This window comes from Achromobacter pestifer (assembly GCF_013267355.1).
Taxonomy (GTDB): Bacteria; Pseudomonadota; Gammaproteobacteria; order Burkholderiales; family Burkholderiaceae_B; genus Achromobacter; species Achromobacter pestifer_A.
Window position 1 is genome coordinate 6,426,838 of record NZ_CP053985.1, and the last position, 26,685, is coordinate 6,453,522.

At 66.0% G+C, this 26,685-nt stretch carries 19 protein-coding genes; 13 read left to right on the top strand and 6 right to left on the bottom strand.

The window, feature by feature from the left end; genetic code table 11:
- Positions 1-320 precede the first annotated feature (320 nt).
- Positions 321-2,549, top strand: coding sequence for an NADP-dependent isocitrate dehydrogenase (locus FOC84_RS30270; protein WP_173148844.1), 2,229 nt, complete (start codon positions 321-323; stop codon positions 2,547-2,549).
- Between the two features lie 240 nt (positions 2,550-2,789).
- Here FOC84_RS30270 and FOC84_RS30275 read toward each other — a convergent pair whose 3' ends face one another.
- Together FOC84_RS30275 and FOC84_RS30280 are read right to left on the bottom strand one after the other, a co-directional pair.
- Positions 2,790-3,710 carry a DMT family transporter gene (locus FOC84_RS30275; RefSeq protein WP_173148846.1) on the bottom strand — a complete coding sequence of 307 codons (921 nt, stop codon included), beginning with the start codon at positions 3,708-3,710 and terminating at the stop codon, positions 2,790-2,792.
- Positions 3,707-4,555 (bottom strand): NAD(P)-dependent oxidoreductase, encoded by an 849-nt coding sequence (locus FOC84_RS30280; RefSeq protein ID WP_173148848.1) that lies wholly within the window; start codon positions 4,553-4,555, stop codon positions 3,707-3,709. Before FOC84_RS30280 ends, FOC84_RS30275 begins: the two co-directional genes overlap by 4 nt.
- A gap of 132 nt (positions 4,556-4,687) precedes the next feature.
- Here FOC84_RS30280 and FOC84_RS30285 point away from each other — a divergent pair, with 132 nt between their 5' ends.
- Complete coding sequence (locus tag FOC84_RS30285; RefSeq protein WP_173148850.1) at positions 4,688-5,566, top strand: LysR family transcriptional regulator; 879 nt, start codon at positions 4,688-4,690, stop codon at positions 5,564-5,566.
- Positions 5,567-5,797: 231 nt separating this feature from the next.
- Here FOC84_RS30285 and FOC84_RS30290 read toward each other — a convergent pair whose 3' ends face one another.
- From FOC84_RS30290 to FOC84_RS30300, 3 genes are all read right to left on the bottom strand, one after another.
- Positions 5,798-7,408: an ArnT family glycosyltransferase gene (locus tag FOC84_RS30290; RefSeq protein WP_173148852.1), complete on the bottom strand. Its 1,611-nt coding sequence runs from the start codon at positions 7,406-7,408 to the stop codon at positions 5,798-5,800.
- A 200-nt stretch (positions 7,409-7,608) separates the two neighbouring features.
- On the bottom strand, positions 7,609-8,406 hold the full coding sequence (locus FOC84_RS30295) for an ABC transporter permease (protein WP_173148854.1): 798 nt from the start codon (positions 8,404-8,406) through the stop codon (positions 7,609-7,611).
- Entirely contained in the window at positions 8,397-9,023 is a 627-nt protein-coding gene (locus tag FOC84_RS30300) for an ABC transporter ATP-binding protein (protein ID WP_173148856.1), read from the bottom strand. Before FOC84_RS30300 ends, FOC84_RS30295 begins: the two co-directional genes overlap by 10 nt.
- 191 nt (positions 9,024-9,214) lie before the next feature.
- On the opposite strand from FOC84_RS30300, the gene FOC84_RS30305 reads away from it, so the two are divergent.
- Genes FOC84_RS30305 through FOC84_RS30315 form a run of 3 tightly spaced genes read left to right on the top strand, consistent with a single transcriptional unit; the run spans position 9,215 to position 14,954 of the window.
- Positions 9,215-10,324 carry an efflux RND transporter periplasmic adaptor subunit gene (locus FOC84_RS30305; RefSeq protein ID WP_173148858.1) on the top strand — a complete coding sequence of 370 codons (1,110 nt, stop codon included), beginning with the start codon at positions 9,215-9,217 and terminating at the stop codon, positions 10,322-10,324.
- Between the two features lie 6 nt (positions 10,325-10,330).
- A complete protein-coding gene (locus tag FOC84_RS30310; protein WP_173148860.1) occupies positions 10,331-13,417 on the top strand; it encodes an efflux RND transporter permease subunit in 3,087 nt (1,028 codons plus the stop codon).
- 1 nt (position 13,418) lies between these two features.
- A complete protein-coding gene (locus FOC84_RS30315) occupies positions 13,419-14,954 on the top strand; it encodes an efflux transporter outer membrane subunit (protein WP_173148862.1) in 1,536 nt (511 codons plus the stop codon).
- On the opposite strand, the gene gcvA is transcribed toward FOC84_RS30315, so the two are convergent.
- Complete coding sequence (gcvA, locus tag FOC84_RS30320; protein WP_173148864.1) at positions 14,887-15,804, bottom strand: transcriptional regulator GcvA; 918 nt, start codon at positions 15,802-15,804, stop codon at positions 14,887-14,889. The genes FOC84_RS30315 and gcvA overlap by 68 nt on opposite strands.
- Positions 15,805-16,111: 307 nt before the next feature.
- On the opposite strand from gcvA, the gene FOC84_RS30325 reads away from it, so the two are divergent.
- From FOC84_RS30325 to fauA, 8 genes are all read left to right on the top strand, one after another.
- Positions 16,112-17,479 (top strand): lysine N(6)-hydroxylase/L-ornithine N(5)-oxygenase family protein, encoded by a 1,368-nt coding sequence (locus FOC84_RS30325; RefSeq protein WP_173148866.1) that lies wholly within the window; start codon positions 16,112-16,114, stop codon positions 17,477-17,479.
- A gap of 17 nt (positions 17,480-17,496) precedes the next feature.
- Positions 17,497-18,102, top strand: coding sequence for a GNAT family N-acetyltransferase (locus tag FOC84_RS30330; RefSeq protein ID WP_173148868.1), 606 nt, complete (start codon positions 17,497-17,499; stop codon positions 18,100-18,102).
- Positions 18,099-19,961, top strand: coding sequence for an IucA/IucC family protein (locus tag FOC84_RS30335; RefSeq protein ID WP_173148870.1), 1,863 nt, complete (start codon positions 18,099-18,101; stop codon positions 19,959-19,961). Before FOC84_RS30330 ends, FOC84_RS30335 begins: the two co-directional genes overlap by 4 nt.
- On the top strand, positions 19,958-20,704 hold the full coding sequence (locus FOC84_RS30340; RefSeq protein ID WP_173148872.1) for a siderophore ferric iron reductase: 747 nt from the start codon (positions 19,958-19,960) through the stop codon (positions 20,702-20,704). The genes FOC84_RS30335 and FOC84_RS30340 overlap by 4 nt, the downstream gene beginning before the upstream one ends.
- 37 nt (positions 20,705-20,741) lie before the next feature.
- Complete coding sequence (locus FOC84_RS30345) at positions 20,742-21,908, top strand: aromatic ring-hydroxylating oxygenase subunit alpha (RefSeq protein WP_173148874.1); 1,167 nt, start codon at positions 20,742-20,744, stop codon at positions 21,906-21,908.
- Between the two features lie 103 nt (positions 21,909-22,011).
- Complete coding sequence (locus FOC84_RS30350) at positions 22,012-22,983, top strand: helix-turn-helix transcriptional regulator (protein ID WP_173148876.1); 972 nt, start codon at positions 22,012-22,014, stop codon at positions 22,981-22,983.
- A 177-nt stretch (positions 22,984-23,160) separates the two neighbouring features.
- The gene (locus FOC84_RS30355) at positions 23,161-24,351 is read left to right on the top strand and encodes a multidrug effflux MFS transporter (RefSeq protein WP_173150516.1); all 1,191 of its coding nucleotides are present in this window, start codon (positions 23,161-23,163) and stop codon (positions 24,349-24,351) included.
- Positions 24,352-24,455: 104 nt separating this feature from the next.
- Positions 24,456-26,672, top strand: a complete 2,217-nt coding sequence (gene fauA, locus FOC84_RS30360) for a TonB-dependent alcaligin siderophore receptor FauA (protein ID WP_173148878.1) — start codon at positions 24,456-24,458, stop codon at positions 26,670-26,672.
- The last annotated feature ends 13 nt before the right edge of the window (positions 26,673-26,685 follow it).

Here is a 26,685-nt window from a genome sequence, read left to right on the forward strand (position 1 = left end):
GGAAAGTTCGTGGCAGTCGCACTTCCCCAGGCGGCCCAGGATCTTTGCCGGCAGCGCCGGCAGGGGCACCCAGGCCAGCCATATAAAAAGGGGCAGGCGCCAGCCATGTTGGGCAGACGCTTACCGACCATTTCCTCCGGGCGCGTCCGCTTAGCCGCCCGCCTTGTCGTTTGCTCAGACCTAGGACGGCAAAGCGAACGCGTCCAGTCCCGGTCGCACGCCTGCCCATACGAACCCACTCTCCGACAACATCTACCGGCTTCTGGCCGCATAGCATGTTCGGGTTTGCGCCTAGCGCCTGCCGAACAGATTCAAGGATCATGTCTCTTACTCCGAAGATTATCTATACCCTCACCGATGAAGCTCCGGCGCTTGCAACCCGTTCGCTGCTGCCCATCGTCCAGGCTTTCGCCAAGCCCGCAGGCATCACGGTCGAGACCCGCGACATCTCGCTGGCCGGCCGCATCATCTCGGTCTTCCCCGACTACCTAGAAGACAGCCAGAAACTGGGCGATGCCCTGTCGGAACTCGGCGCCCTCGCCATCCAGCCCGAAGCCAACATCATCAAGCTGCCCAACATCAGCGCCTCGATGCCGCAGCTGAAGGCCGCCATCAAGGAACTCCAGGACCAGGGCTACAAGCTGCCCGACTACCCGGACGCTCCCGCCAACGACGCCGAGCGCGACGTCAAGGCCCGCTACGACAAGGTCAAGGGCAGCGCCGTGAACCCGGTCCTGCGCGAAGGCAACTCGGACCGCCGCGCCCCGCTGTCGGTCAAGAACTACGCCCGCAAGCATCCGCACAAAATGGGCGCCTGGTCGGCTGACTCCAAGTCGCACGTGGCCCACATGAGCGAAGGCGACTTCTACGGCACCGAAAAGTCGGCGCTGATCGCCGATGCCGGCGACGTCAAGATCGAACTGACCGCCGCCGACGGCTCCAAGACCGTCCTGAAGGAAAAGACCCCGGTCAAGGCCGGCGAGATCATCGACGCCGCCGTGCTGTCGGCTGCCAAGCTGAAGTCCTTCCTGCAAGCGCAGATCGACGACGCCAAGGCTCGCGGCGTGCTGTTCTCGGTGCACCTGAAGGCCACGATGATGAAGGTCTCCGACCCCGTCATCTTCGGCCACGTCGTGTCCGTTTTCTACAAGGACGTGCTGGCCAAGCACGCCGACGCGCTCAAGCAAGCCGGCTTCGACCCCAACAACGGCATCGGCGACCTGTACGCCAAGATCCCGTCCCTGCCCGCCGACAAACAGGCCGAGATCACCGCCGACATCGACGCCGCCTACAAGACCCTGCCGCAGCTGGCCATGGTCAATTCCGACCGCGGCATCACCAACCTGCACGTGCCCAGCGACGTCATCGTCGACGCGTCCATGCCCGCCATGATCCGCGACTCGGGCAAGATGTGGAACGCCGAAGGCGCCCTGCAAGACACCAAGGCCGTGATCCCCGACCGCAGCTACGCCGGTGTCTACCAGGCCGTCATCGAAGACTGCAAGCGCAATGGCGCCTTCAACCCGGTCACGATGGGCAGCGTGCCCAACGTCGGCCTGATGGCCCAGGCCGCCGAGGAATACGGTTCGCACAACAAGACCTTCGTCATCCCCGCCGCCGGCACCGTGCGCGTCACGGACGCCTCGGGCAAGGTGCTGCTGGAGCAAGCCGTCGAAGCCGGCGACCTCTGGCGCATGTGCCAGACCAAGGACGCCGCGGTGCAGGACTGGGTCAAGCTGGCCGTGGCCCGCGCCCGCGCCACCAAGACGCCCGCCGTGTTCTGGCTGGACGAGAACCGCGCCCACGACGCGCAGATCATCGCCAAGGTCAAGCACTACCTGCAGGACCACGACACCAGCGGCCTGGATCTGCGCATCCTGAGCCCGGTCGAAGCCACCAAGTTCTCGCTCAAGCGCATCCGCGAAGGCCTGGACACCATCTCGGTGACCGGCAACGTGCTGCGCGACTACCTGACCGACCTGTTCCCCATCATGGAACTGGGCACCAGCGCCAAGATGCTGTCGATCGTGCCGCTGGTGGCCGGCGGCGGCCTGTTTGAAACGGGCGCCGGCGGTTCCGCGCCCAAGCACGTGCAGCAGTTCCTGGAAGAAGGCTTCCTGCGCTGGGACTCGCTGGGCGAGTTCATGGCCCTGGCGGCATCGCTGGAACACCTGGGCCGCAGCTACGGCAACGCCCGCGCCCAAGTGCTGGCCAAGACGCTGGACCTGGCCACCGCCAAGTTCCTGGACGAGAACAAGTCGCCCGAGCGCAAGGTCGGCGGCCTGGACAACCGCGGCAGCCACTACTACCTGGCCATGTACTGGGCCCAGGCCGTGGCCGCGCAGACCGACGACCGCGAACTGGCTGCCCTGTTCGCCGCCCCGGCCCGCGCGCTGGCTGACGGCGAGGACAAGATCCTGGCCGAACTGAAGGCCGCCCAGGGCAAGCCCGTCGATATCGGCGGCTACTACCAGCCCAACGAAGCCCGCGCCAGCCAAGCCATGCGCCCCAGCGCCACGCTGAACCAGGCCCTGGCCTCGATCGGCTAAGCGCCTGCCGCGCGCAGCGGCTACGACAAAGGCCGGCAGCCCCAAGGCAGCCGGCCTTTTTTCATTTCACGATGGCTCCCGCCGCGAGCCCTGCCGATTGCGCTGGCGTGATGCCATCGGACAGCGCAATGCATGACTGGCCGTCATAGCCCGCAGCAACTGCCTGGGCACCACCGCGGGCCCGCTGCAAGGCCGCGATCCAATTGCATGGAGAGACCCTTTCACGGACATGCCGCGTGGTCAGGCTGATTTCGGCCTCCTTGCTCCCGTGACCATCAGTACCACACCCACCATTACCGACGCGATTCCAGCCAGCGGCACTGCTCCTGGAATTTCGCCAAGCACTGGAATGCCCAACAGCACCGCCAGCGCCGGGGCCAGCGAACCGAAAATCGCCGCCCGTGACGCTCCCAGCCGACGCACGGCTTCGGCATAGAAGAACATGGCGAGGATCGCCACGAAGACGCCTTGGGCAATCACCTGGAACAGCACGTCCTGTACCGGTGCGGTGAAGATGCCGGGACTCAGGAAAAGAAAGTAGATGGGCGCAAAAAACAGCGCCGAACCTACGTTGACCAAAGCGGTTGCCTGCCACGGGCCAATGCCTGAGCGTCGCTGTGTCACTGTGTAGCTGGCGAAGAGCAATCCTCCGCAGAGAAACAGCAAATCACCGCGCCATTCCCCTTGAGCTCGATTGGCGATGAGCCCATAGCCTCCCATGCAGGCGATACCGGCGATTACGATAAGCAGGCCGTACATCTGCACGCGGCTGAAGCGCTCTCCATATAGGGCTGCGGATAGCAGTGCCACCCAGATGGGCATGGAGCCTATCATCAGTGTGGCGACGTGAGAGGCTGGCGCATACCTCATGCCCACCGATGCGGCCATCATGAAGGGCACTCCAGCGCCGATCAGCATGACGCCTATCCTGACCACACCGAGCGCGCGCAGCCCTGCGCCTTGCCGCAGCAGAATGGGCCACAGGAACAGCGCGGATACGCCGAAGCGGAGCATGGTCACGTCCGCCGGCGCCAGGGTGGTCGTCATCGCCAGGCGCGTAGCGACCGACCAACCTGACCAGATCAGGGCCACGGCCAAGCCGCACAGCACGCCGACAGCGCCTCTGCTCAACGCGATAGCGGTTGTATTGGGGCTGGTCATGCGGCCTCATGGTTGCGTAACACCTTGACGATGCCGATGGCATCGTCGTTGGCTTGACCTCGCCGCATCGCCAATTCGAACAAGTCACGGTTGGCGCGCGCGATGGGCAACCACAAGCCACGCTGCTCGGCCTCATCGCAGACCAGCCCGATGTCCTTGAAAACATGGCGGATCGGCGCCTGCTGCTCGAAGTCGTCCACTAGCAGCTTCGGCGCCTTCATGCGAAGCACGTCATTGGCCAGGGGGCCGGCCATCGCCATCTCCAGAAACAGGTTGACGGCGAGCCCGGACTCGCGCGCGAAGTGCGTCGCCTCCGAGATCGCCTCGAAGGTGGCGATCAACAGGAGCTGGTTTGCAAGTTTCATGCGCATCGCCGTAGGTACCGTTCCGCAACGCAGGACTCTCTTTCCAATGGCATCGAACACCGGCATGGCGTCGCCGATCCAGGCATCTTCCGGGGCCGAGGCAAGCACGACCAACTGAGCAGATTCCGCAGGCGCGCGCGAACCCGACAGTGGCGCTTCTATGTAGCGCCCGCCAGCCTCCACCACGGCGCTAGCAAGGTCGCGGGAGTACGAGGGGGCGACTGTCGCCATCAGAATGATGGTCTTTCCGTCCAAGCTGAACGGGATTCGACCATGGGTGCCCCGCCCCAACACCTGATCGACATCCTGACCGCTGGGTACCAGCAGGATCGTCGTGTCGCTAGCCTGGATTGCGTTCACCGCGGAATCCGACACCGCGATGCCGCTACCTCGAAACGCTTGTCGCGTAGCGGGCGTACGGCAATACACGGTTACGGCCATACCCGCCTTATGCAGATTGCGGGCGATGGGGTCTCCCATGACACCGACTCCGATCACACTGACTTTCACCATCACTTTTGGCACCTGAGATTTTTCGTAAGAATCAGTTTAGGCATCGAAAATGATCGAGTAAAATGAATAATTCAGAACAAATAATTCGGATACGCCGATATGTTCGAGCTATCGGATCTGCACACGTTTCGGGCGGTCGTTCAGGCGGGCGGCATCAACAAGGCTGCGCAGACGCTGCACCGCGCCCAATCCAGCATTACAGTGCGCATCCAGCAACTGGAGGACAAGCTAGGCGTTCCTCTGTTCATCCGCGAGGGTCGCTCGCTACAGGTATCCCCTGCCGGCAAGGTGCTGATGGACTATGCGGAGAGGCTGCTCGATCTTGCACAGGAGGCCTCTGAGGCGACGCGCAACGATAGGCCCACGGGCATGTTGCGACTGGGGGCGATGGAGAGCACGGCTGCCGTGCGCCTACCGCAGCCGCTAGGCCTTTATCATGAGATGTACCCAGATGTGACGTTGGAGCTGTATTGCGATGATCCGCGCGAACTCATCCAGCGGGTGCTGCAAGGCGAACTGGATACGGCGTTGATCGCCGACCCCATGTCGGACAAGCGCCTGAACTCAATGGCGATCTACGAAGAGGAACTGGTCATCGTGGCCGAGGCCAAGCATCCGCCCATTGCCTCACCCAGGGACGTTCCATCCCGAGCCCTACTGGCCTTTCATTCAGGTTGCCCCCACCGCCAGCGCCTGGAGGACTGGTTCGCGCGTGCTCGCACGAAGCCCCAGCGTATCGTCGAGGTAGGGTCGTACCATGTGATCCTGGGCTGCGTGGCGGTGGGCATGGGAATCGCACTGATGCCGCGCAGCGTGTTAGGCACGTACGCCGAGCGCTCGCGCCTGAGCGTCCACCCGCTGCCTTCCAAATTCAACCGTGCCATAACCCGCCTAATCTGGCGCAAGGATGGGCCCGAGGCTAACATTCTGGCGTTGTCACGAGTGCTGTTCAAAGCGCACGGGCGTTTCCAGGATTGAGCGCGTATCCCCGCCTCAATCACCGGCTCTCGCGGCACTAGCCAAACACGGCTTGGCGCCCGCTGGATTGCCCCAAGACTTGCCTTCGCATTGCACTTATGTGGCCCCCTTAACTCTTCAGGCGCCTAGAGCGTGCAATCGTTAAAGTCTGACCTAAACCATTGTGTTGCTTAAGTTTTCTCTATCGCACCATCATGGAAAAGAACCTGACAACAGACATTCTTCATGCGTTCAGGGTTTGGCCTGCAACGGCGCCGGCGGGCTCGCGGACGGATTCGCGGACGGCATGCCGGCGCACATGCGCTGGCGGAACGCCGCGTCCGCGTCGATGCGCCAGATCGCCCGCTTTTCGGTTGAAAGTCGCGCAGCCACGCCATCGAGCACCCGGTAACGCAAGCCATCCTCCTTCTCGCCCCATATCCAGAAGCGCGCTCCGTCAGCGGCCTCGCACATGCGCACGCGCATGTCCTCCTCGCCGATCAGCACGCGCTTGCCCGTGGCCGGGTCGAATTGCGCTGCGTCGTACAGCTCCTTGCGCCAGTTGTCCCGCTTGGGGATCTCGGGGTTTTGCCAGTTGTCGACGATCCAGGCGGGTTCGCGGGCCTGAGTATAGAAACCCAGGTCGAAGGGCACGGTATGCAACGCCATATGGATGTCCTGGGGCCGCATTTCCTGGCGCAGTTCCTTTGCCAACGGCCCGGCGCTGCCGCGCGGATTCGACGCCGCGACGATGACCGCGGCCAGGCATATCACGGCCGACACGCCGACGGCGATCCACGCGCCCCGCCGCTTGCCCGCTGCCCAGGCGGGTGCGACCCGTTCGCTGATCAGGAACGCCAGCGGCGGGAACACCGGCAGCACATAGCCGATCAGTTTGGAATGCGGAATCGAAAAGAACACGATCACGACCGCCATCCAGATCGCAGCCAGACGACGCAGGCCCTGCGGGTCGGACTCGCGCCAGTACGAGGGTTTGAAAATCGACGCTCCCCAAATGGACCAAGGCAGCGCCAGCCCGGCCACGATGGGCAGGTAGAACCAGAGCGGCTGCGCGTTGTTGAAGCCGCTCTGCGCGAAGCGCTCGACCTGCTGGTAGACGAAGAAATACTGGAAGAAACCGGGATACCGCAGTTCCATCAGCCAGAACCACGGCACCGCCACCACCGCGAAGGCCAGCAAGGCCGGCGCCCACAGCAAGGCGCGCACGCCCGGCCAGTCTCGGCGCAGCAGCAGCCAGGCCAGCACGATGGCGCCGGGCAGCGCCAGCCCGATCAGCCCCTTGGCCAGCACCGCCAAGGCGGCCAGCACGCCCGTTGCCACCGACATGGCGCGAAACGGCCGTCCCGCGGCGCGCCGCAAGGCGGTATCGGCCGCGGCCAGCACGCACAAGGTGATCATGCTGGCCACCAGCATGTCCATATTGGCGAACTGGGCGGCGCCGAAAAACAGCGGCGTCATGCCCAGGACCGCCACCGCCCAGCGCGCTTGCGCGACATCGCGGTAGCGCGACACGAAAGCATATAGCCCGGCGCCCGCGCTCCAGGCGCCCAGCACCGACGGCAGCCGCGCGCTGAATTCATGCACGCCGAACAGCGCGTAGCTGATCTGGGCCAGCCAGTAGTACAGCGGCGGCTTGTGGAAGTACGGCATGCCGTCCAGCAGCGGCACCATGGGCGAGTTGCTGCGCAGCATCTCCCAGGCCACCCCGGCGTAACGGCCCTCGTCGGGCAAGGTCAGCCAGCGCGCCCAGGCCAGCGCGCCCAGCCATAGCGCCAGGCACGCCAGCACCAGCCAGCCGGGCCAGGCAGTGCGGCTCGCTGGCAGCCTCATGGAAGTCGACATGGGAACGCTCATGCCCGGCGCCCCCGCAAGGCGCGCGCCGGGAGGCGGCACGCGCAGAAAGCACGGTGCCGCGGGGGGACTACGGAACTGGACGCAAGTGGCATGAGGATCCGGAAAAGGTTCAGGAAAATGCAAGATTGCGCGCAGTATCGCCAAGCGCGCGTCAAGCTTTCATGAAATTTCCGGAAAAAAGCAGCTTCCTAGGCCGGATGCAGCCGATCCAGCCTGAGCCGCCCGCGCTCGTCCGTCAACCGGCGCATGGCGCCATAAGCCGCGGCGATCGCCGCCATCCCGCTGGCGCCGCACAGCAGGAACATCAGCAGGATCTGGTACTTGGCGGCCTCTATGGGATCCATGCCGGCAATGATCTGCCCGGTCATGATGCCCGGCAGCGTGATGATGCCGGCGGCCGACATCTGATTGATGCTGGGCACGATGCCGCGCCGCACCGACTCGCGCAGCAGGGAGGAAAACGCCTCGTGCACGGTCGCGCCCAGCGCCAGCCGGGCCTCGATCGCCAGCTTCTCCCGCCTGGCGCCGGACAATACGCCGTCCAACGCCAGGCTGGCGGCGTTGAGCACGCTGCCCAGCACGATGCCGATCAGCGCAATGGTGTAGCGCGGGTCATACCAGGGATCCGGGCGCAGCGCCGTATTCAGGATGAACAGCACCGTGATGACCGTGGTTCCCGCCACCGCCATCGCGCCGACCCAGCCGTTGCCGCGTTGCGTGAGCCTGGCCCTGGGCCGCGCCGCGACCTCCCTGGCCGCCAACGCCATCATCACCGCCACCACCAGCGCGGTCAGCCAGGGAGCCGCGTGCGCGAACACGACGCGCAGGATGTGCCCGACCAGCAGCAACTGCACCACCGTGCGCAGCGCCGCCCACAACACCTGCCGCTGCAAATTCAAGCGCAAGGCAAAGGAAATGCCGGCACTCAGCAGCACCAGCAAGGAAGCGATCGCCAGATCCGTGGCCTGCAGCTTGATCACGTCCATAGCGGCTCCAGCCTGCCCTGCTCCATGCGCCAGGAACGGCGCGCCAGGCGCTCGGCCTGGGCCGGGCTGTGGGTCACCATCAGGATCGCGGCCCCGCCATTCAGGTAGCGCCGCAGTTCCTCTTCGACCTTGTCCGTGGCCGCCTGGTCCAGCGCCGCGGTCGGCTCGTCTAGTAGCAAGACGCGCGGCGCCAGCGCCAGCGCGCGGACCAGGCCCAGGCGCTGGCGTTCGCCCGTGGACAATTCGTGCACCAGCGCGTCCAGCTTGTCCGTAGACAGCCCCAGGCGCTGCATGATGGCCTCGGCGCGGGCACGGTCCGCGAAATGCGGCGCGACCAAGTCGTCCCACCAGCCGGCCTCGGCCTGGCAATAGATGACCTGCCGGCGCCATTCGTAGCCCCGCATGCCCGAGCGCGGCCGGCCATCCAGCAAGGCCTCGCCATGCCCGGGATCCAGGTCGGCCGCCTGGCGCAGCAACAGCGACTTGCCTGAGCCCGAAGGCCCCATGACGGCTGCGCACTCGCCCGCGGCGAGATCCAGGCTGACGGGAGAGAGACGTTCGCTGTAGAGGCCGCGCAGCCTGAACAGCGGGTGCGCGTCGATGGTCGTGGTCGGCATGGGTACGGATCTTAGACCGCAAATGCGCGAGCGCAGCGTGCCTCACCGTCCGCGCAACCCCGTAGAGATAAGAAAAACTAAATTCACGACAGAGAACTTATCGTTTCCCCAAGGGGGAGCGGCTCCCTACCATTGCGAATCCCGCCATCTGCGCATTTAGCGTAGCTACATTGACTATTCGAATGGGCCTCATGTATCAGAACCCGAATCCTGCGCCGCGGCGCGCAGCCCGCCGCAAGCTGGCCTTGACCGCCACGCTCGTGCTTGCCGCCATCGGCGGCCTCTACCACTACGACACGCAGCGCAAGGCCACAGCCCAAGCCGCGCCGGCCGGCGAAGCTGCGCCCGTCCCTGTCGTGGTGGCGCCCGCGCGGGCTGAAGCGCTGCCCGCCACGCTGCAAGCCATCGGCACCGTGGTCGCGGAACAGCAAGTGCTGGTGGCGCCCGAGGTCGCGGGGCGCGTCACCGCCATTCATTTCACCAGCGGCCAACAGGTTGCGGCCGGACTGCCGTTGGTACAGATCAATGATGGGCCGGTGCGCCGCGAACTCGATCGGCACCGCGCGTCGGCCGCGCTGGCCCAGGCAAACCTGGACCGCGCCAAACGGCTGCTAGGGCAAACCATGTCGCGTGCCGAGTACGAACAGCACGCGGCGCGGCACGCCGAAACCAAAGCGCTGGTCGCTCAGGGCGAGGAAGATCTGGCCCAGCGCCTGGTGCGCGCGCCGTTCGCGGGCACGCTGGGGCTGCGGCTGGTCAACCTTGGGCAGTACGTCGAGGCAGGCACGCCCATCGCCACCCTGACCGACACCCGCCTGCTGCATGTGGATTTCACCGTGCCGGACCGGCATGCCGCCGTGTTGCGGCTCGGACTGGACGTTTCCGTCGTCAGCGCGGGCGGCGGACAGGCGCAACTGACGGGCAAGCTCTCCGCCATCGATCCCCAGGTCGACGCCGGCAACCGCGCGCTGAGGGTGCGCGCCACGCTTGCGCCGGACGCGGCAGGCCGTCTATGGCCCGGCGCCTACGCCCAGATCAGCGTGTCGCTGCCCGCCGGCCCCGCCACGCTCACCGTGCCAGCCGAGGCCGTTCAGAGCACCTTGTCCGGCGCAACGGTATACGCCATGCGCAATGACGACCCGGCCCGCGTCCGCCTCGTTTCCGTGCAGACCGGAGCGAGCCAGGACGGCAAGGTCGCGCTATCGGGCGCGGATCTGCGCGACGGCGATCTGGTGGTCATCGCCGGCCAGATCAATCTGCACGACGGCGCCGCCGTCCGTCCGCGCCTGGCGGGAGAGTAAGACGCCATGTCATTCACCGATTTCTTCATCCGCCGCCCTGTCCTCACCACGGCGTTTGCCCTGCTGATCGTCCTGGTCGGCCTGCGCGCGCTGTTGGACCTGCCGCTGCGCCAGTATCCCCGCATCGAAAGCGCCGTGGTCACCGTCACCACCGAGTATCCCGGCGCTTCCGCGGACCTGATGCAGGGCTTTGTCACCGCCACGCTAGCGCAGGCCGTCGCCACCACGCAAGGCGTGGAATACCTGACCTCCTCGTCCGAGCAAGGACGCAGCACCATCAACGCCTACCTGCGCCTGAACGCGAACTCCGACACCGCCCTGACCGAGGTCCTGGCCAAGGTCAACGAAGTGCGCTATCTGCTGCCGGAAGACGCCTACGACCCGGTGGTCGTTCGCCAGTCTCCCGGCGCCATCGGCGTGGTGTATGCAGGATTCACCGCGCCTGCAGGCCAGCCCCTGACCGGCATCACGGACTATCTGATGCGCGTGGCCAAGCCCATGCTGAGCACCGTCGACGGCGTGGCTGCCGTGAACGTGCTGGGTGGACAGGCGCTTTCGATGCGCATCTGGCTCGACCCTCTGCGCATGGGCGCGCACGGCATTACGGCGGCTGACGTCGAGTCCGCGATCCGGGACAACAACTATCAGGCCGCGCCCGGCCAATTGCGCGACGCGCTCGTCGTGACCAATGTGCGCGCCGACACCAGCCTGGATAGCGTCAAGGGCTTTCGCGAACTGGTCGTCAAGCGCGGCCCCAGCCTGGTGCGCATGGAAGACATCGCCACCATCGAGATCGGCGCGCAAAGCCGCAACCAGGTGGCGGGCATGAATGGCGAACCCGCCGCGTACCTGGAAGTGATGGCGACGCCTGGCGGCAATCCCCTGGAGATCTCGCGCGAAGTGCGCCGGATTCTTGCCGGGCTGGACCTCCCCGACGGCGCCAAGATGGCGATTCCGTACGACGTCACCGTCTTCATCGATGCCGCGATCGGCAACGTGGTCGGCAAGTTCGGCATTGCCAGCCTGGAAGTGGTGCTCGTGATCTTCATCTTCCTCGGCTCGCTGCGCGCGGTGGCCGTGCCGGTGCTGAGCATCCCGCTGTCCCTGCTGGGCGCGGCGGCGGCCATGCTGGCGCTCGGCTTCAGCCTGAACCTGCTGACCTTGCTGGCCATGGTGCTGGCCATCGGCCTGGTGGTGGACGACGCGATCGTCGTGGTGGAAAACGTCCATCGCCGCATGGAAGAAGGCGAATCGCCGCTGGATGCCGCCATGAACGGCGCACGCGAAATCGTCGGCCCCGTGCTGACGATGGCCGCCGTGCTGGTTGCGGTCTACGCCCCGCTGGGCCTGATCGGCGGCCTGACGGGCGCGCTGTTCAGTGAATTCGCCTTCACGCTGGCCGCGGCGGTGATGGTATCGGCCGTGGTGGCGCTGACCGTATCTCCCATGGTCGCCTCCCGGCTGATGCGCCGGCAGGCGCCCAGCCGCTATGCCGTCGCGGTGGAACATGCAACCGCCAGGCTGGTGGGCGCCTATGAACGCGTGCTGGAGCGGGTGCTGCGCGACACGCGGCCGGTGCTGCTGGCCGGCGCTGGCGTGCTGCTCAGCCTGCCTATTCTGTTCAACGGCGTGCAGTCGGAACTCGCCCCCGCCGAAGACCAGGGAGAAATCATCGTAGACATGAAAGGTCCCCAGGCCAGCAGCCTGGAGTTCCTGGAAGGCGAGGCCAAACGGGTCGAAGCCGCGCTGCTTGCCCTGCCGGAAGCCGCCACCGTCTACATGGTGTCCGGCGCCGGTGGCGCGCTCAACAAGGGCTGGGCGGGCGTCATGCTGAGCCCGTGGGAAACGCGGAGCCGCAGCGCCGAAGCCATCATGGGTGACCTGCAGACCGCCTTGCCCGGCATCGAGGGCATTGCGGGATCCGCCTTCCTGCCGCCGCCCCTGCCCGGCTCCGTCGGCGGCTTTCCGGTGCAGTTCGTGCTGTCTTCGCCGGAAGGTCACGGGGCGGTCCATGACGAGATGGAAAAACTGAAGGCGGCGGCGCGCGCCAGCGGCCAGTTCGCCTTCGTGGATTCCGACCTGACCTTCAGCAACCCGACCACGCTGGTGCGGATCGACCGCTCCAAGGCGCACGACCTGGGCTTGAGCATGAAAGAGATTGGCGACACCCTGGCGCGCCTGGTCGGTGAATCCTACGTCAATCGCTTCGGCGCCCAGGGCCGCTCCTATGACGTGATCCCCCAGGCGCCGCGCAACCTGCGCCTGAACGCCGAGTCGCTGGACCTGTTCCACGTCAGGACCGCCACGGGCGGACAGGTACCGTTGTCCACCGTGGTCTCGCTGGAGAAAAGCGTCGAGGCCAATGCGCTCACGCAATTCAATCAACTGAATAGCGCCACCTTGGTCGCGATCCCTGCGCCGGGCGTTCCACTGGGCCAGGCCGTCGCCTTCCTGCAGGCCGAGTCCGCCAGCCTGCCGGCGGGGTTCCAGACCGGCTTCCTGGGCGAATCGCGGCAGTACCTTCAGGAGCAAGGCGGTTTTGCCTTGACGTTCGCCTTTGCCCTGGCCTTCATTTTCCTGGTGCTGGCCGCTCAGTTCGAAAGCGCCCGCGATCCGCTGCTGATCCTGACCACGGTTCCGCTTGCCGCCTGCGGCGCGTTGGCCGCCATGTTCTTCGGCTACGCCACGCTCAACATCTATACCCAGATCGGACTGGTCACGCTGATCGGCCTGATCACGAAGCACGGCATCCTGATCGTGGAATTCGCCAACGTTGAGCAGCGGCTCAGGGGCCTGGACCGCATTCAGGCGGTGCGGACCGCTGCAGCCACGCGCATCCGCCCCATTCTGATGACGACGGCCGCGATGGTCGGCGGCCTGATGCCGCTGCTGTTCGCCCGCGGCGCCGGCGCGGGCAGTCAGCGCGCGATCGCCACGGTGCTCGTCGCGGGCTTGCTCATGGGCACGCTGTTCACGCTATTCGTACTGCCTGCCGTCTATGCGCGGTTCGGGCGCAATCTTGTCGCTGCCGGCTCGCACGCCGGGCCGGAACGCGACGCCGACCAGACCTCCGCCTTGCCGGGAAATCCATAACATGACCTATGCCTTGACTCATTGCGCCATGCGCTTCGGACTGACTCTGTTGGCGCTGGCGCTGGCCGGGTGTTCGCTGCGCCCGGCGCATGCCCCCGACACCGGCCCGATCCCGTCCGCCTACAAGCATGCGCCCGCGGAATCGGCGGGAGCCTGGACAACCGCCCAGCCAGCCGACGACGCGCTGCGCGGCGCCTGGTGGACCCTGTTCCAGGATCCCGCGCTCAACGCATTGCAAACCGCCGCGCAAGACGCCAATCCGACGCTGCAAGCCGCTTACGCACGATTGCAGCTGTCGCGCGCCCAGCACAGGCAAGCGCAATCCGCGCTGTTTCCCCGGCTGGACGCGGGCTTCGGACCGACCCGCCTGCGGGAATCTCCAGCCTCGTACAGCGAACGCGACGACGGGCCGGCCTCGACCAGGACGCTGTGGCGCGCCGAAGCCGGCGTTGCGTATGAGGCCGATCTGTTCGGCCGCGTTTCCTCGACGATCAACGCGGCATCGGCGGAGCAGGCTCGCAGCGGAGCGTTGTACCGGCTAACGCTGCTGGCCTTGCAGGCCGACGTCGCCGACACCTACTTTCTGATCCGGGAGTTGGACGCCCAGCACCGCATCTATCGGCAAACGCTGGACCTGCGGGAACGCGGTCTTGCACTGAGCCTGATGCGCCTGGAGGCTGGCGGCGGCGCCGAGCTTGAGGTCGAGCGCGCCCGCGCAGAACTTGAAGTGGCGCGCACCGACGCCTTGGGCGCGCAACGCCTGCGCGCCAGCGCGGAACACGCCCTGGCAATCCTGCTGGGCAAGGCCCCGGCCGATTTCTCGCTGCCGCCTGACCCGCTACGGCGCATGGCGCTGGCCATTCCACCCGGCCTGCCTTCGGAGCTGCTCGAGCGCCGTCCGGACATTGCCGCCGCCGAACGCGCCATGGCCGCCGCCAACGCCCGCATCGGCGCGGCCCGCGCCGCATTCTTTCCGCGGCTCGAACTGACCGGGGCGGCCGGATTCGAATCATCCAGCCTGAGCCAGCTATTCCAATGGTCCAGCCGGACCTTTCTTCTGGGCCCGGTCCTGGGCACCGCGCTATCGCTGCCCATCCTGGACGGCGGCGGCCGCCAGGCGGACCTCGATGCCGCCCGGGCCGCGCATGAAGAAGAAGCGGCGCGCTACCGGGAAACGCTGCTCAACGCGTTCAGGGAGGTCGAGGACAATCTGATGCATCTGCGCATCATGGCGGCCCAGCAAACCGCACAAGACCGTGCGCGGCTGGCCGCAAGGCGTTCAGCCGACCTGTCGCGCCTGCAATACGAAACCGGCACGCACACCCAACTCGACGTCATCGATGCGGACCGCAACCTGTTGCAGCAGCAATTGGCCTCGGCCAGGCTGGATGGCGATCAGGCGCGGACTACCGTAAGGCTGATCCGGGCCTTGGGCGGCGGCTGGGACACGCCGCTGCCCGGCGCTCCCCTCAGCCTGTCGCAAGCGCCTGCGGCGCCTGCTCCATCGCCGCCGCTTCCGCCTTCACCCAATCGATGAACGCCTGCACTTCCGGCCGCTGCAGCGCATCCGGCCGGCTGACCACGTAATACGCGAAGCGCGCGGGCCAGGGCTGGTCCAAGGCAATGGCCAGCCGGCCCGATTCGATGTCCTCGCGCGCATGCGTGTCTTGCACCAGCGCGATGCCCTGCCCCGCGGCAGCCGCCCGCAGCAGCAGCAGATCGTCCTCGTAACTGGGGCCGCGCTGCGCTTCACGCCCTGCGTCCACGCCGTGCGCCTGCAGCCACAAGGCCCAGTCCGCGCGGTCGGAATCCTGCAGCAACGGGTACTTCAGGCAGTCCTCGGGCCGCTCGATGGCGGGACCTTGCGCCAGCGTGGCCGGGCTGGCCACGGGCAGCAGCACCGGAGACATCAGCCGGAAAGCCGACAGCCCCGGGTAATGCCCCAGGCCATGCCGCAACGCCACGTCGATGCGGTCGCGCTTGAAGTCGACCAATTGCGACGAGGCTTCCACCCGGACCTCGATGTCCGGATGCAAGGCCGAAAACCGGCCCATGCGCGGCACCAGCCAGGACGACGCGAACGACGGCACCGTGCTGACAGTCAAGGTCCGCTGCGTGGCTTGGGCCTCAAGCAGCGACAGCGATTTTTCGATCTGGTCGAAGGCGCGCATCAGCCCCGGGTACGCGCGGGCGCCCGCCTCCGTCAGCCGCACGCCGTGGCGCTCGCGCACGAACAGAGCCAGCCCCAGCCGGTCTTCCAGCACGCGTATCTGCTGGCTGACTGCCCCAGGGGTCACGCCCAGCGCTTCGGCGGCGGCCTTGAGGCTGCCGAGGCGGCCGGTTTCGGTGAACGCTCGCAGCGCGAGCAGCGGCATCACGGCGCCCATAAACATCCTTGATTTAGAAAAACTATCTTCAACATCATGCCCATCCGCAGATAGTTAGCAATCATAAGACATGCGATCAATCTTCAGCCACTCAATCATGAAAATAGCTGTACTTATTTGATAAATCCAAATCCGATGGTCGTCCCTATGCGATACGCCACGCTGCATATGGCCGCCGCCTGCAACACACAGGCAAGACTCCGCAATAAATCGGCATTTGCTAGAGTGACCATATTGAAAATGATAATCATCCCCGGAAGAGAATCATGTTCACGCAATGCCGGCTCCGGCAAAAGGCAGATCCCATATGAACCGTGAAATCCATGACTTCGCCGCCATCGGTCTTGGCCCGTTCAACCTCAGTCTGGCCTGCCTGGCCGCGCCCTTGTCCGGCGTGCGCGCAGTTTTCCTGGACAAGAAGGCAGGCTTCGATTGGCACCCCGGCATGCTGATCGAGGACTCCACCTTGCAGAACCCCTTCCTGGCGGATCTCGTGAGCCTGGCCGATCCGCGCAGCGAGTACAGCTACCTGAATTACTGCAAGCAGACCGGGCGCATCTATTCCTATTACATGCGCGAAAACCACTACCTGAACCGGGCCGAGTACAACCGCTATTGCAAATGGGTGGCGGCCCGCCTGCCGAACCTGCGCTTCAATCACGACGTGCAGAGCGTGCTGCACGATCCGGACAGCCGCGCCTACCTCGTGACCGGCCAGCATGCCGTCAGCGGCGAGCGCTTCATGGTCCGCTGCCGCAAGCTGGTGCTGGGACTCGGTACCCAACCCCAGCTGCCGGAATGTTGCGAGCCGCGCACCGCGCCTTATATCCACAGCGCGGACTACTTGCGCCACAAGCCCCAGTTGCAGCGCAGGCAGGGCATCACCATCGTCGGCAGCGGACAGAGCGCGGCCGAGGTCTTCCACGATCTGCTGCGCGACAGCGCCAAGCATGCCTACAGCCTGACCTGGATCACCCGGTCGCCCCGTTTCTTCCAGATGGAGAACACCAAGCTCACGCTGGAACTGATCTCTCCCGACTACACCGACTATTTCCACAACCTGCCCGAAGCCCGGCGGCGCGAGATGCTGCGCCAGCAAAGCAGCCTGTACAAGGGCATCAACGCCTCGCTGATCAATCAGATATATGACCTCCTGGACGAAAAGATCCGCGCGGGCGATCGCCGCTACACGCTGCTCACCAGCGCGGAACTGCGCGCCAGCCGGCATGAGCGCGCCACTGGCCGCTACCATCTGGACTTCATGCACGCCGACACCGGCCAGCCGTTCAAGCACGTAACGGACGGCCTGGTGCTGGCCACCGGCTACGCCCCGCGCATCCCCGCCTGCGTCAACCCCATCAGCGACCGGATCGCCTGGGATGAAGGGGGCGGCTACCGCATCGCCCACAACTACGCCATCGACCGCACCGGCACGGAGATCTTCGTGCAGAACACCGGGCTGCTCAGCCATGGCGTCACGAATCCCGACCTGGGATTCTGCTGCTACCGCAATTCGCAGATACTGCGCGACCTGACCGGCGTGGAGCACTACGCCATCGAGCCGCGCACCGCACTGCAGGATTTCCGCCCGCCGGCGAACGGCGTGCTGGCGCACCGCCTCGGCATGCCAGAGCCGATGCCCATGATGGACGGCCATCGCGCCGCCACCATCTGATCTTGCGGGGACCCAGCATGCTCACGATGACAGCCACCTTTCTGGGCGAGGTCGTGCGCCAGTCGCGCGACCATTACGACGAGGGCCGCGGGCTCGCGCTACGCCCCCTCCTTCCGGAAACGGACGCGACGCTGTTGCGGCAATGGTTTTCCATGGATTACGCACGCTTCTGGTCCATGCAGCAGCACAGCGAAGATCAGGTGCGCGACTTCTATGAAGCCCTTTGCGGTAGCGGGCACGCCAGCGCCTGGCTCGGCAGCCATGAGGGACAGCCGGCCTTTCTGGTGGAGTGCTACGACCCGGCCCGGGACGAAATCGGCGAACACTACGCGGTGCGGCCCGGCGACCTCGGCATGCATCTTTTCATCGGCCCGCCTCGCTTGCGGATTCCCGGCTTCAGCCGGCAGGTGTTCGCGTTCGTGATGCGCTTCATGTTCGACCGCCTGAACGCCGCGCGCATCGTGGTCGAGCCCGACGCGGACAACACCAAGATCCACACGCTCAATCTGGCCATGGGCTTTACCTACTCAGGCCAGGCCCGTTTCCGAGACAAGACCGCCAGTCTGGCGTTCTGCACACGTACACAGTTCGAACAGGCCCAATACCAGGAGTCGACCCCATGAACCCTCATGCCACCCCCCATCCCGCGCAGGTCGCCAACCATCTGGAGCCGGAAGTCTGGGCCAAGGTCAACCGCCTGCTCGTGCGCAAGGCCATCTCCGAATACACCCACGAAGGACTGCTGCAGCCCGAACATCTGGGCCCTGCGGACACGCCGGGTTTCGACCGCTATCGCCTCGCGCTCGCGGACGGGCGCGTCGAGTACCGCTACGATGCGCAACTGATGGCGATGCGCCACTGGCGCATCCGCGCGGAATCGATCGCCAGGACCACGGCCGGCGCGCCCGCGCCGCTGGATGCCCTGCAGTTCGTGATCGAGATCCGCGACAAGCTGCGCATTCCGGAAGACCGGCTGCCCATCTATCTGGATGAAATCGCCAGCACGCTGCACGGCGCCGCCTACAAGCACACCCGCCCTTGCCTGCCCGCCGCCGAACTCGCGCTGGCCGACTACCAGGCCATCGAAACCTCGATGATCGAGGGCCACCCCAGCTTCGTCGCCAACAACGGCCGCCTGGGTTTCGACGCCGAGGACTACCACGCCTATGCGCCGGAGGCGGCTACCCCGATACGCGTGATGTGGCTGGCGGTGCACAAGGACAACGCGCATTTCGCATGCCTGTCCACCATGGACTACGCCAGCCTGTTGCGCGGCGAGCTGGGCGAGGACGCCGTGGCGCGCCATGCCGCCACGCTGCAAGGCCAGGGTCTGGATCCCGCCGACTACTACCTGATGCCGGCGCACCCCTGGCAGTGGTTCAATAAGCTGTCGCTGGCGTTCGCGCCCTACGTGGCGCAACGCAAGATCGTATGCCTCGGTTACGGTGAAGACGACTATCTGGCGCAGCAATCGATACGCACCTTCTTCAACATCAGCCAGCCGGGCAAGCACTATGTGAAGACCTCGCTGTCGATCCTGAACATGGGTTTCATGCGCGGGCTGTCGCCCTATTACATGTCGGGCACGCCCGCCATCAACGAATACCTCCACGGCCTGATCGCGGCCGACCCCTGGCTGAGCGCCAACGGCTTCACCATCCTGCGCGAGGCCGCCAGCCTGGGATTCCGGAACTACTACTATGAAGCGGCGATTTCCGTCGACACGCCCTACAAGAAGATGTTCTCCGCGCTATGGCGCGAGAATCCGCAGGCGCTGATCAGTCCCGACGAACGGCTGATGACCATGGCCGCTCTGCTGCACGTGGACCCGCAGGGCCAAGCCCTGCTGCCCGCGCTGATCCGCGCTTCCGGGCTGAGCGCCGCCGCGTGGCTGGAACGCTATGTGGACGCCTACCTGACACCGCTGGTGCATTGCTTCTACGCCCACGACCTGGTGTTCATGCCACATGGCGAGAACGTCATCCTGGTGATCCGGGATCATGTGCCGGTGCGCGCCTTCATGAAGGACATCGCCGAGGAATCCTCCATCCTCGACCCGCAGGCCGAGCTGCCCGAGAACGCGCGCCGGCTGGCGGCGGACGTGCCCGAGGAATACAAGCTGCTGACGATCTTCGTCGACGTGTTCGAGGGCTACTTCCGCCATCTTTCCCAGATCCTGGCCGACACCGGCCTCATGCAGGAAGACGATTTCTGGGAGCTGGTCGCAGGCCGCATTGCCGCCTACCAGCAGGCGCATCCGCAACGGCTGGAAAAATACCGCCGCTACGACCTGTACGCGCCGGACATGATCCACTCGTGCCTGAACCGCCTGCAGCTCGCCAACAACCTGCAGATGGTCAATCTGGCCGATCCCATCGGCAGTTTCCAGATGGCGCCCAGGCTGCCCAACCCCGTGGCGCCTTACCGGCCGCAATGGCTGGACCGGACCGCCGACGCCGATGCCGCGCAGGCCCTTGCGTGACCCGCGAACTGGACGATCTGCTCGCGCTGGCGGGCCGCCTGACGCCCGGCCTGGATGGCCGCGTGGGTCCCCCGGCCGCGCCCGGCATCCGTCCCGGCGGGAGCAACGCCGATGCCATTGCAAGCTTGCGCGACTGGTGGCGCGAGCGCCATCCGGAAGCCGGCCCGCATTACCTGGCGCTGCGCTGCTGGGGCCTGTTGATCTGGCAGCCCGTGTACCTCTGCGTGATCGCCGCGCACCGCAGCGGCATTGTCCCGGATCTGACGCGGCTCAGCCAGCCAGTCGCCAACGGCTTCATTGCCGGCTACACCATGGAACGCCATGAACCCCTGCACGGGGGGCTGGAAGACCGGCTGGACGCGGCCGCCACGCAACTGCGCGAGATCGCCGCCTTGTTCCACCGCGAGCTGGGCGCGGCGCTGCGTCTCAATCCCCGGGCGGCCGCCTGCATGCAGGCCGATTGCGTCCTGTCCGCCCTGTTGGCGGCTCGCGCGGGCGTGAGCGCCGCCGACAACGCCTGGGCCACGGCAGCCGCGGCCGATTGGCTCGCGCGCCTGGGCATCGCGGGCAGCAGCGGCTATCTGAGCTATCAGCGACGGTCGCTGCCGGCCATCGCCGTCGACCGGCAGGTCTGCTGTCACCACTTCCGCCGAAGCGACGGCGACTACTGCAGCACCTGCCCCAAACTGGATATTGCCGAACGCATCGCCCGGATCGACGCCGAAAGCGTCGAGCCCGTCTGACAGACGGCCGGGAGGCGAAAGGCGCAAGGAATCCGACATGACCGACATAGGCCTCCTCGCACACGTGGAGCAGGCGCTCAGTCCGCTGCACGTGCGGGCATACTTCGACGATGGCCTGTTTGCCCGCGAACAGGAAGTGATATTCAAGCGCTCGCCACTCTATGTCGGACACGAGAAGACCGTGCCTGAGCCTGGCGACTGGCGCAGACTGCCGCACGAGGACGGCGGACGCGTCCTCGTGCGCGGCGCCGGCGGCGTGGAACTGATATCCAATGTGTGCCGTCACCGCCAATCGCTGATCCTGGGAGGCGAGACAGGCGCCGTCGCCGGGCCGGGCAAGCCGGCAGGCAATCTGTCGGCCACGGGCGGCAACATCGTCTGCCCGCTGCATCGCTGGACCTATGACAATCGCGGCCAGATCCTGGGCGCGCCGCAATTCCCCAGCACGCCTTGCCTGAACCTGCCGCGGTTTCCCCTGAAGCGCTGCCACGGCCTGCTGTTCGAGGGACCGGGCGACCCGCTGGCGGACCTGGGCGACCTGTTCGCCCGGCCCGAGTTCGACTTCTCGGACTACGTGCTCGACCACGTCGAGGTGCACCAATGCAACTACAACTGGAAGACCTTCATCGAGGTCTATCTGGAGGACTATCACGTCGGGCCGTTCCACCCCGGCCTGGGGCGCTTCGTCACCTGCGAGGACCTGAGCTGGGAATTCGGCAAGCGCCGCAGCCTGCAGCGCGTGGGCGTGCACGACTCCCTGGAGAAGCCCGGATCCGACGTATACCGCGACTGGCACGGCACCCTGATGCGCTACCGGGACGGCTCGCCTCCGGATTTCGGCGCGATCTGGGTGACCTACTTTCCCACCCACATGATCGAGCTTTACCCGCACGTCCTGGTGCTGTCCACGCTCTACCCCAAAAGTCCGCAGGAGACGGTCAACATCGCCGAGTTCTACTATCCCGAGGAAATCGCCCTGTTTGAACGCGAGTTCGTCGAAGCGCAACGCGCGGCCTACATGGAAACGGCGGTCGAGGACGACGAAATCGGCGAGCGCATGGATGCCGGCAGACGTGCGCTGCTGCGGCGCGGCGTGAGCGAGAGCGGTCCGTACCAGTCTCCCATGGAGGACGGCATGCTGCACTTCCACGAGTGGTACCGCAGCACCATGGGCGAACAATTGGGCGATTGCGCCGCGCCCTGAGCGCCACTGCCGGACCCTTAAATTAATGCGAATATATGCTATTCTCATTTAAACCCCGCCGCCTCCCCTGGCCGACGTCCGGGGGGCTCAACCCGCAGCGCGAGTGACGCCATTGAATCCCTCCTTCCCCGCCGTCCGATTCACCGTCGCCGATTTCAACCGCCTGGGCGGCCATAACGGTTTCCACTATCAGTTGCCCGGATTCCAGGCCGCGAGCGCCGATTCTGACACTGTCTGCATCGCCGAAGGCCGCGTCGAGGAACACGCCATCCGCCCCGGCCTGACGCTGGTCATGTCCGATGTGCTGGTGCATCACCACTACGAATCGACCTCCGTCATGACGCCCCGCTTTTCGGCCATCGTCATGCTGCAAGGCCAGGCTCAGGCGCGCGTCGGCCACCACGACGACCTGCCGCTGGTCGCCCAGAGCGGCATCAGCGCGGTCTACGGCGATACGGTCGCCATGACCGGCATCCACCATGCCGGCCAGCGGCTACGCAGCGTCAACCTGTCGCTGTCCGAGCCGGACGCCGCGGACGATGACCCGATCAGCGATCGGATCCGCAAAGCCCTGCGCACGCCCGCCTTCCGGCTGCGGCGCTGGCAGGTGCAGACGCATCTGATGCAATCCATCGAACACCTCTTGGAATGCCGTTGGGACGACCCGCTGCGCGCCATGCTGCGCGAAGGCGTCGGCGCGCAGCTTCTGGCGCATGCGCTGGCTGCGCTGGACCAACAGGAGCCCGAACCCGGCACGCTGTCGCAGCGCGACCGCCAGTTGCTGGAGCGCGTGCGTGAACGGCTGCACAGCGCGCCTGGCGAAGAGCACACGCTGGATGATCTGGCGAAGCTGGCCTGCATGAGTCCCAGCACCCTGCGCGCCAAGTTCCGCGCCGCCTATCAATGCTCCGTGTTCAGCTGGCTGCGCGAGCGCCGGCTGGAGGTCGCCCGCGAGCAACTGGCTCGCGGCTGCAGCGTGCAGCAGGCCGCCCACTGCGTGGGCTATCGGCATGCCACCAATTTCGCCACGGCGTTCCGCGAGCGCTATGGCGTTGCGCCCAGCGAACTGAACTGAGCGGGGCTGCCGTGAGCGTCCCGGCCCGCGGCTTTCGGCAGCACCCATTGTTCTTGCGGCGTTGTCCATTCATCCGACCGCGGCTGGCGGGCGACCATGGGACCACGCTTCCCGCCCCGGGAAGCTCCTGCCCCGGACGCTGCCGTGCCCCGCCCCGACAAACCGACTTCCTTTCCCATGATGGTGCTGATGCTGGGCCTGCTGGCCTGCGTGGCGCCCGCCACCATCGACGCCTATCTGCCCGCCTTCGCCGCGCTCGAGCGGGAATTCGGCGTGCCGCAGGAAACCGTGCAACTGACCCTGGGCGTCTACATGTTCTGCTACGCGGCGATGCTGCTGCTGCATGGCACGCTGTCGGATTCGCTGGGCCGGCGCCGCGTCATCCTGGCGACGCTGCTCTGCTACATCGGCGGCAGCGCGCTGGCCGCCGCCGCGCCGAGCTTCGCTTGGCTGTTGGCGGCGCGGGCGCTGCAAGGCCTGTCCGCCGGCGCCGGCATCGTGGTGGGCCAGGCCATCGTGCGCGACTGCTACGAAGGGCCGGCGGCGCAGCGCGTCATGTCCTATCTCATCCTGGTGTTCAATCTGTCGCCGGCCCTGGCGCCCATCGCCGGCGGCCAGTTGGCGGCGCAGCTGGGCTGGCGCGCCGTCTTCCTGATGCTCGCCGCCCTGGCCGCGACGGCCTGGGCGCTGTGCGCCTGGAGACTCCCCGAGACCCTACCCGCCAGCCGGCGCAGGCCGTTGTCGTGGCGCGCACTGGCTTGCGGCTACGGCGCGCTCCTTGCGGACCGGCGATTCACCGCACTCGCCGCCGCTTTCAGCCTGATCTTCGCGGCCCAGGGTTTCCTCATCGGCGCCGCGCCGGACTTCATCGCCAACGTCCTGGGCCTGCCCGAAACGGATTTCGCGTATCTGTTCGTGCCGCTCGTGATCGGCGCCATGGCGGGCGCGCTGTTCGCGGCGCGCAAGGCCGGGCGCTGGACAGACCACCGCATCACCGGGCTGGCGTACCTGCTGATGGGCGGCAGTTGCCTCGCAAGCGTCATATACGCCGCAGGCGCCGGGCAGCCGGCCTTGCCCTGGGCGGTCATCCTGCCCGCCCTCTACACCTGCGGCCTGGCCATGTGCGTCCCGGCCATGACCCTGCACATCCTGGCCCGTGCGCCAGGGCTGTCCGGCACCGCCGCCTCGGTGCTCGGCTTCGTCCAGATGCTGGCCTTCTCGGTAGCCAGCGGCTGGGGCGTGCCGCTGATCTACGGCCGGCCCCTGGGCCTCGCTCTTGCGATGCTGGCCTGCGTCGCCGCGAGCGCCGCAGGCTGGGCCTGGCTGCAACGGCAGTCCGCGCCTTTGGCGGACGCCCGATCCGGTTGATGCGGCGGCGTTCGGCATACGCATCGCATCTTCCGGCATACGTTCAAGTCTCCTGCAAAAACAATAATTCTCATTACCAAATTTTTCAGCTGGAGCTTGTGTTCATGTCCCCCGCACTGTCCCCCTCGCGCACGCTTACGCGCCGGGCGAATCTGCTTACCCTGGCCGTCCACACGGCCTTGCTGTGCTCAGCCTTGCCCCACCACGCCGCCAACGCGCAATCCAGCGCCTCATCTGCCCCCGACAAGACCGTCGAACTTCCCGCCGTCACGGTCAGGGGCGCCGGCATGCCCGGCACCACCGAAGGCACCCATGCCTACAACACCGAGGCCATGAGCACCGCAACCGGCCTGACGCTGTCGCCGCGGGAAACCCCGCAATCGGTCAGCGTGGTGACGCGCCAGCAGATCGAGGATCAGGGTTTGCAGGACACGGGTTCCATCCTGGCCAGCGCGCCAGGCATCTCCGTCACGCGCAGCGACAGCAACCGCCTGTCGTTCTCCGCGCGCGGCTTCGCGATAGACAATTTCCAGTTCGACGGCCTGAACGCCCCGATCCTGAGCCAATGGAACTACGGTTCCACCGACATGGACGCCGCCATCTACGACCGCGTGGAAATCGTGCGCGGCGCCACCGGCCTGATGACCGGTTCGGGCAATCCGTCCGCCGCGGTGAACTTCATCCGCAAGAAGCCGCTGCGCGAGTTCGCACTATCCGGCAGCGCCAGCGCCGGCAGTTGGGACTACGTGCGCGGCGACGCCGACCTGTCCGTGCCGCTGACGGAGAACGGACGCATCCGTTCGCGCTTCGTCGCCGCCTACAGCCAGGGCGACAGTTACGTTACGTTCCTGGATTCGCGCAAGCGCACGCTGTACGGCGTCATCAGCGCCGACCTCACTCCCGACACGCTGCTCACCATCGGCTTGGAGTATCAGCGCAACCAGAGCAACGGGTTCGGCAGCGGTTTTCCGCTGTTCTATTCGGATGGCTCACGCACCGACTTCAACCGGTCCGTGGCCAACAACACGCGCTGGGCACGCATCGATACCGAATCGACCACCACCTTCGTGGACCTGAGCCACCGCTTCGCCAACGATTGGAAGGCGCGCGCCGCCTATAGCCACAATGAGGGCGAGTACCGCATGAAGCAGCTCTACCGCGGCGGTTATCCGGACCGGACCAGCGGCACGGGCATGAGCAGCAGCTTCAACAACTACGATGGCGACCGCTCGCGCGACGACATCAACCTGACGCTGTCGGGCCCGTTCCAGTTATTCGGCCGCAAGCACGAACTGGCCCTGGGCTGGATGAGCGTGGACGACCACAGCGACATCGGCCAGTACCTCATGGTCGGCGCCAAGCCCGCCATCGGCAGCTTCTTCGACTGGCGCCAGGACCATATCGCCGAACCCAGCTGGTCCAGCCGCAAGACGCCCGCCGACGACATGCGCGTCAAGCAGACCGGGACCTACGCCGTGGGCCGCTTCTCGCTGGCCGATCCGCTGCACCTGATCGTGGGCGGACGCTGGAGCAATTGGGAGACGAACCAGACCTACTTCGGCAGCAAGCGCCAATACAAGATCAACGACCAGTTCACGCCGTACGCGGGCCTGATCTACGACATCAACAAGACCTACACGGCCTACGCCAGCTACACCGAGATCTTCCAGCCGCAGAATGCGCGTTCGCCCAGCGGCTCCATCCTGCCGCCCATCGACGGCAAGAGCTACGAGATCGGCCTGAAGGCTTCTTATCTGGATGGCCTGCTGGACGCGGCCGTGTCGCTGTATCAGACCCGCCAGAACAACCTGGCCCAGGCCATACCCGGCGAGTCGGTCATAGGCATGCCCGGCACGCAGGCCTACCGCGCCATATCCGGGGCCAAGGTCGAGGGCTTCGAACTGGAAACCACCGGGCAGATCATGCCCAACTGGAACATCGCCGCCAGCTACACGCACTTCACCGCCAAGGCCGCCGACGGCAAGCCCATCAACACCAGCCATCCGCGCAGCCTGTTCAAGCTCTACAGCACCTACCGCCTGCCCGGCGACCTGAACCGGCTGACGGTGGGCGGCGGCGTGGACTGGCAAAGCCGCATGTACCAGTCCGCCGCCAGCCCGCGCGGCAACGTCGACGTGGAGCAAGGCAGCTACATGCTGGTGAACCTGATGGCGCGCTACGAATTCAGCAAGCAGGTCTCGGCCACCCTCAACGTCAACAACCTGTTCGACAAGAAGTATTACGACCAGATCGGCTTCTTCAGCCAGGGCTGGTGGGGCGCGCCCCGCAACGTGATGCTGACGCTCAGGGCCCAGTATTGATCGGGGGAATTGC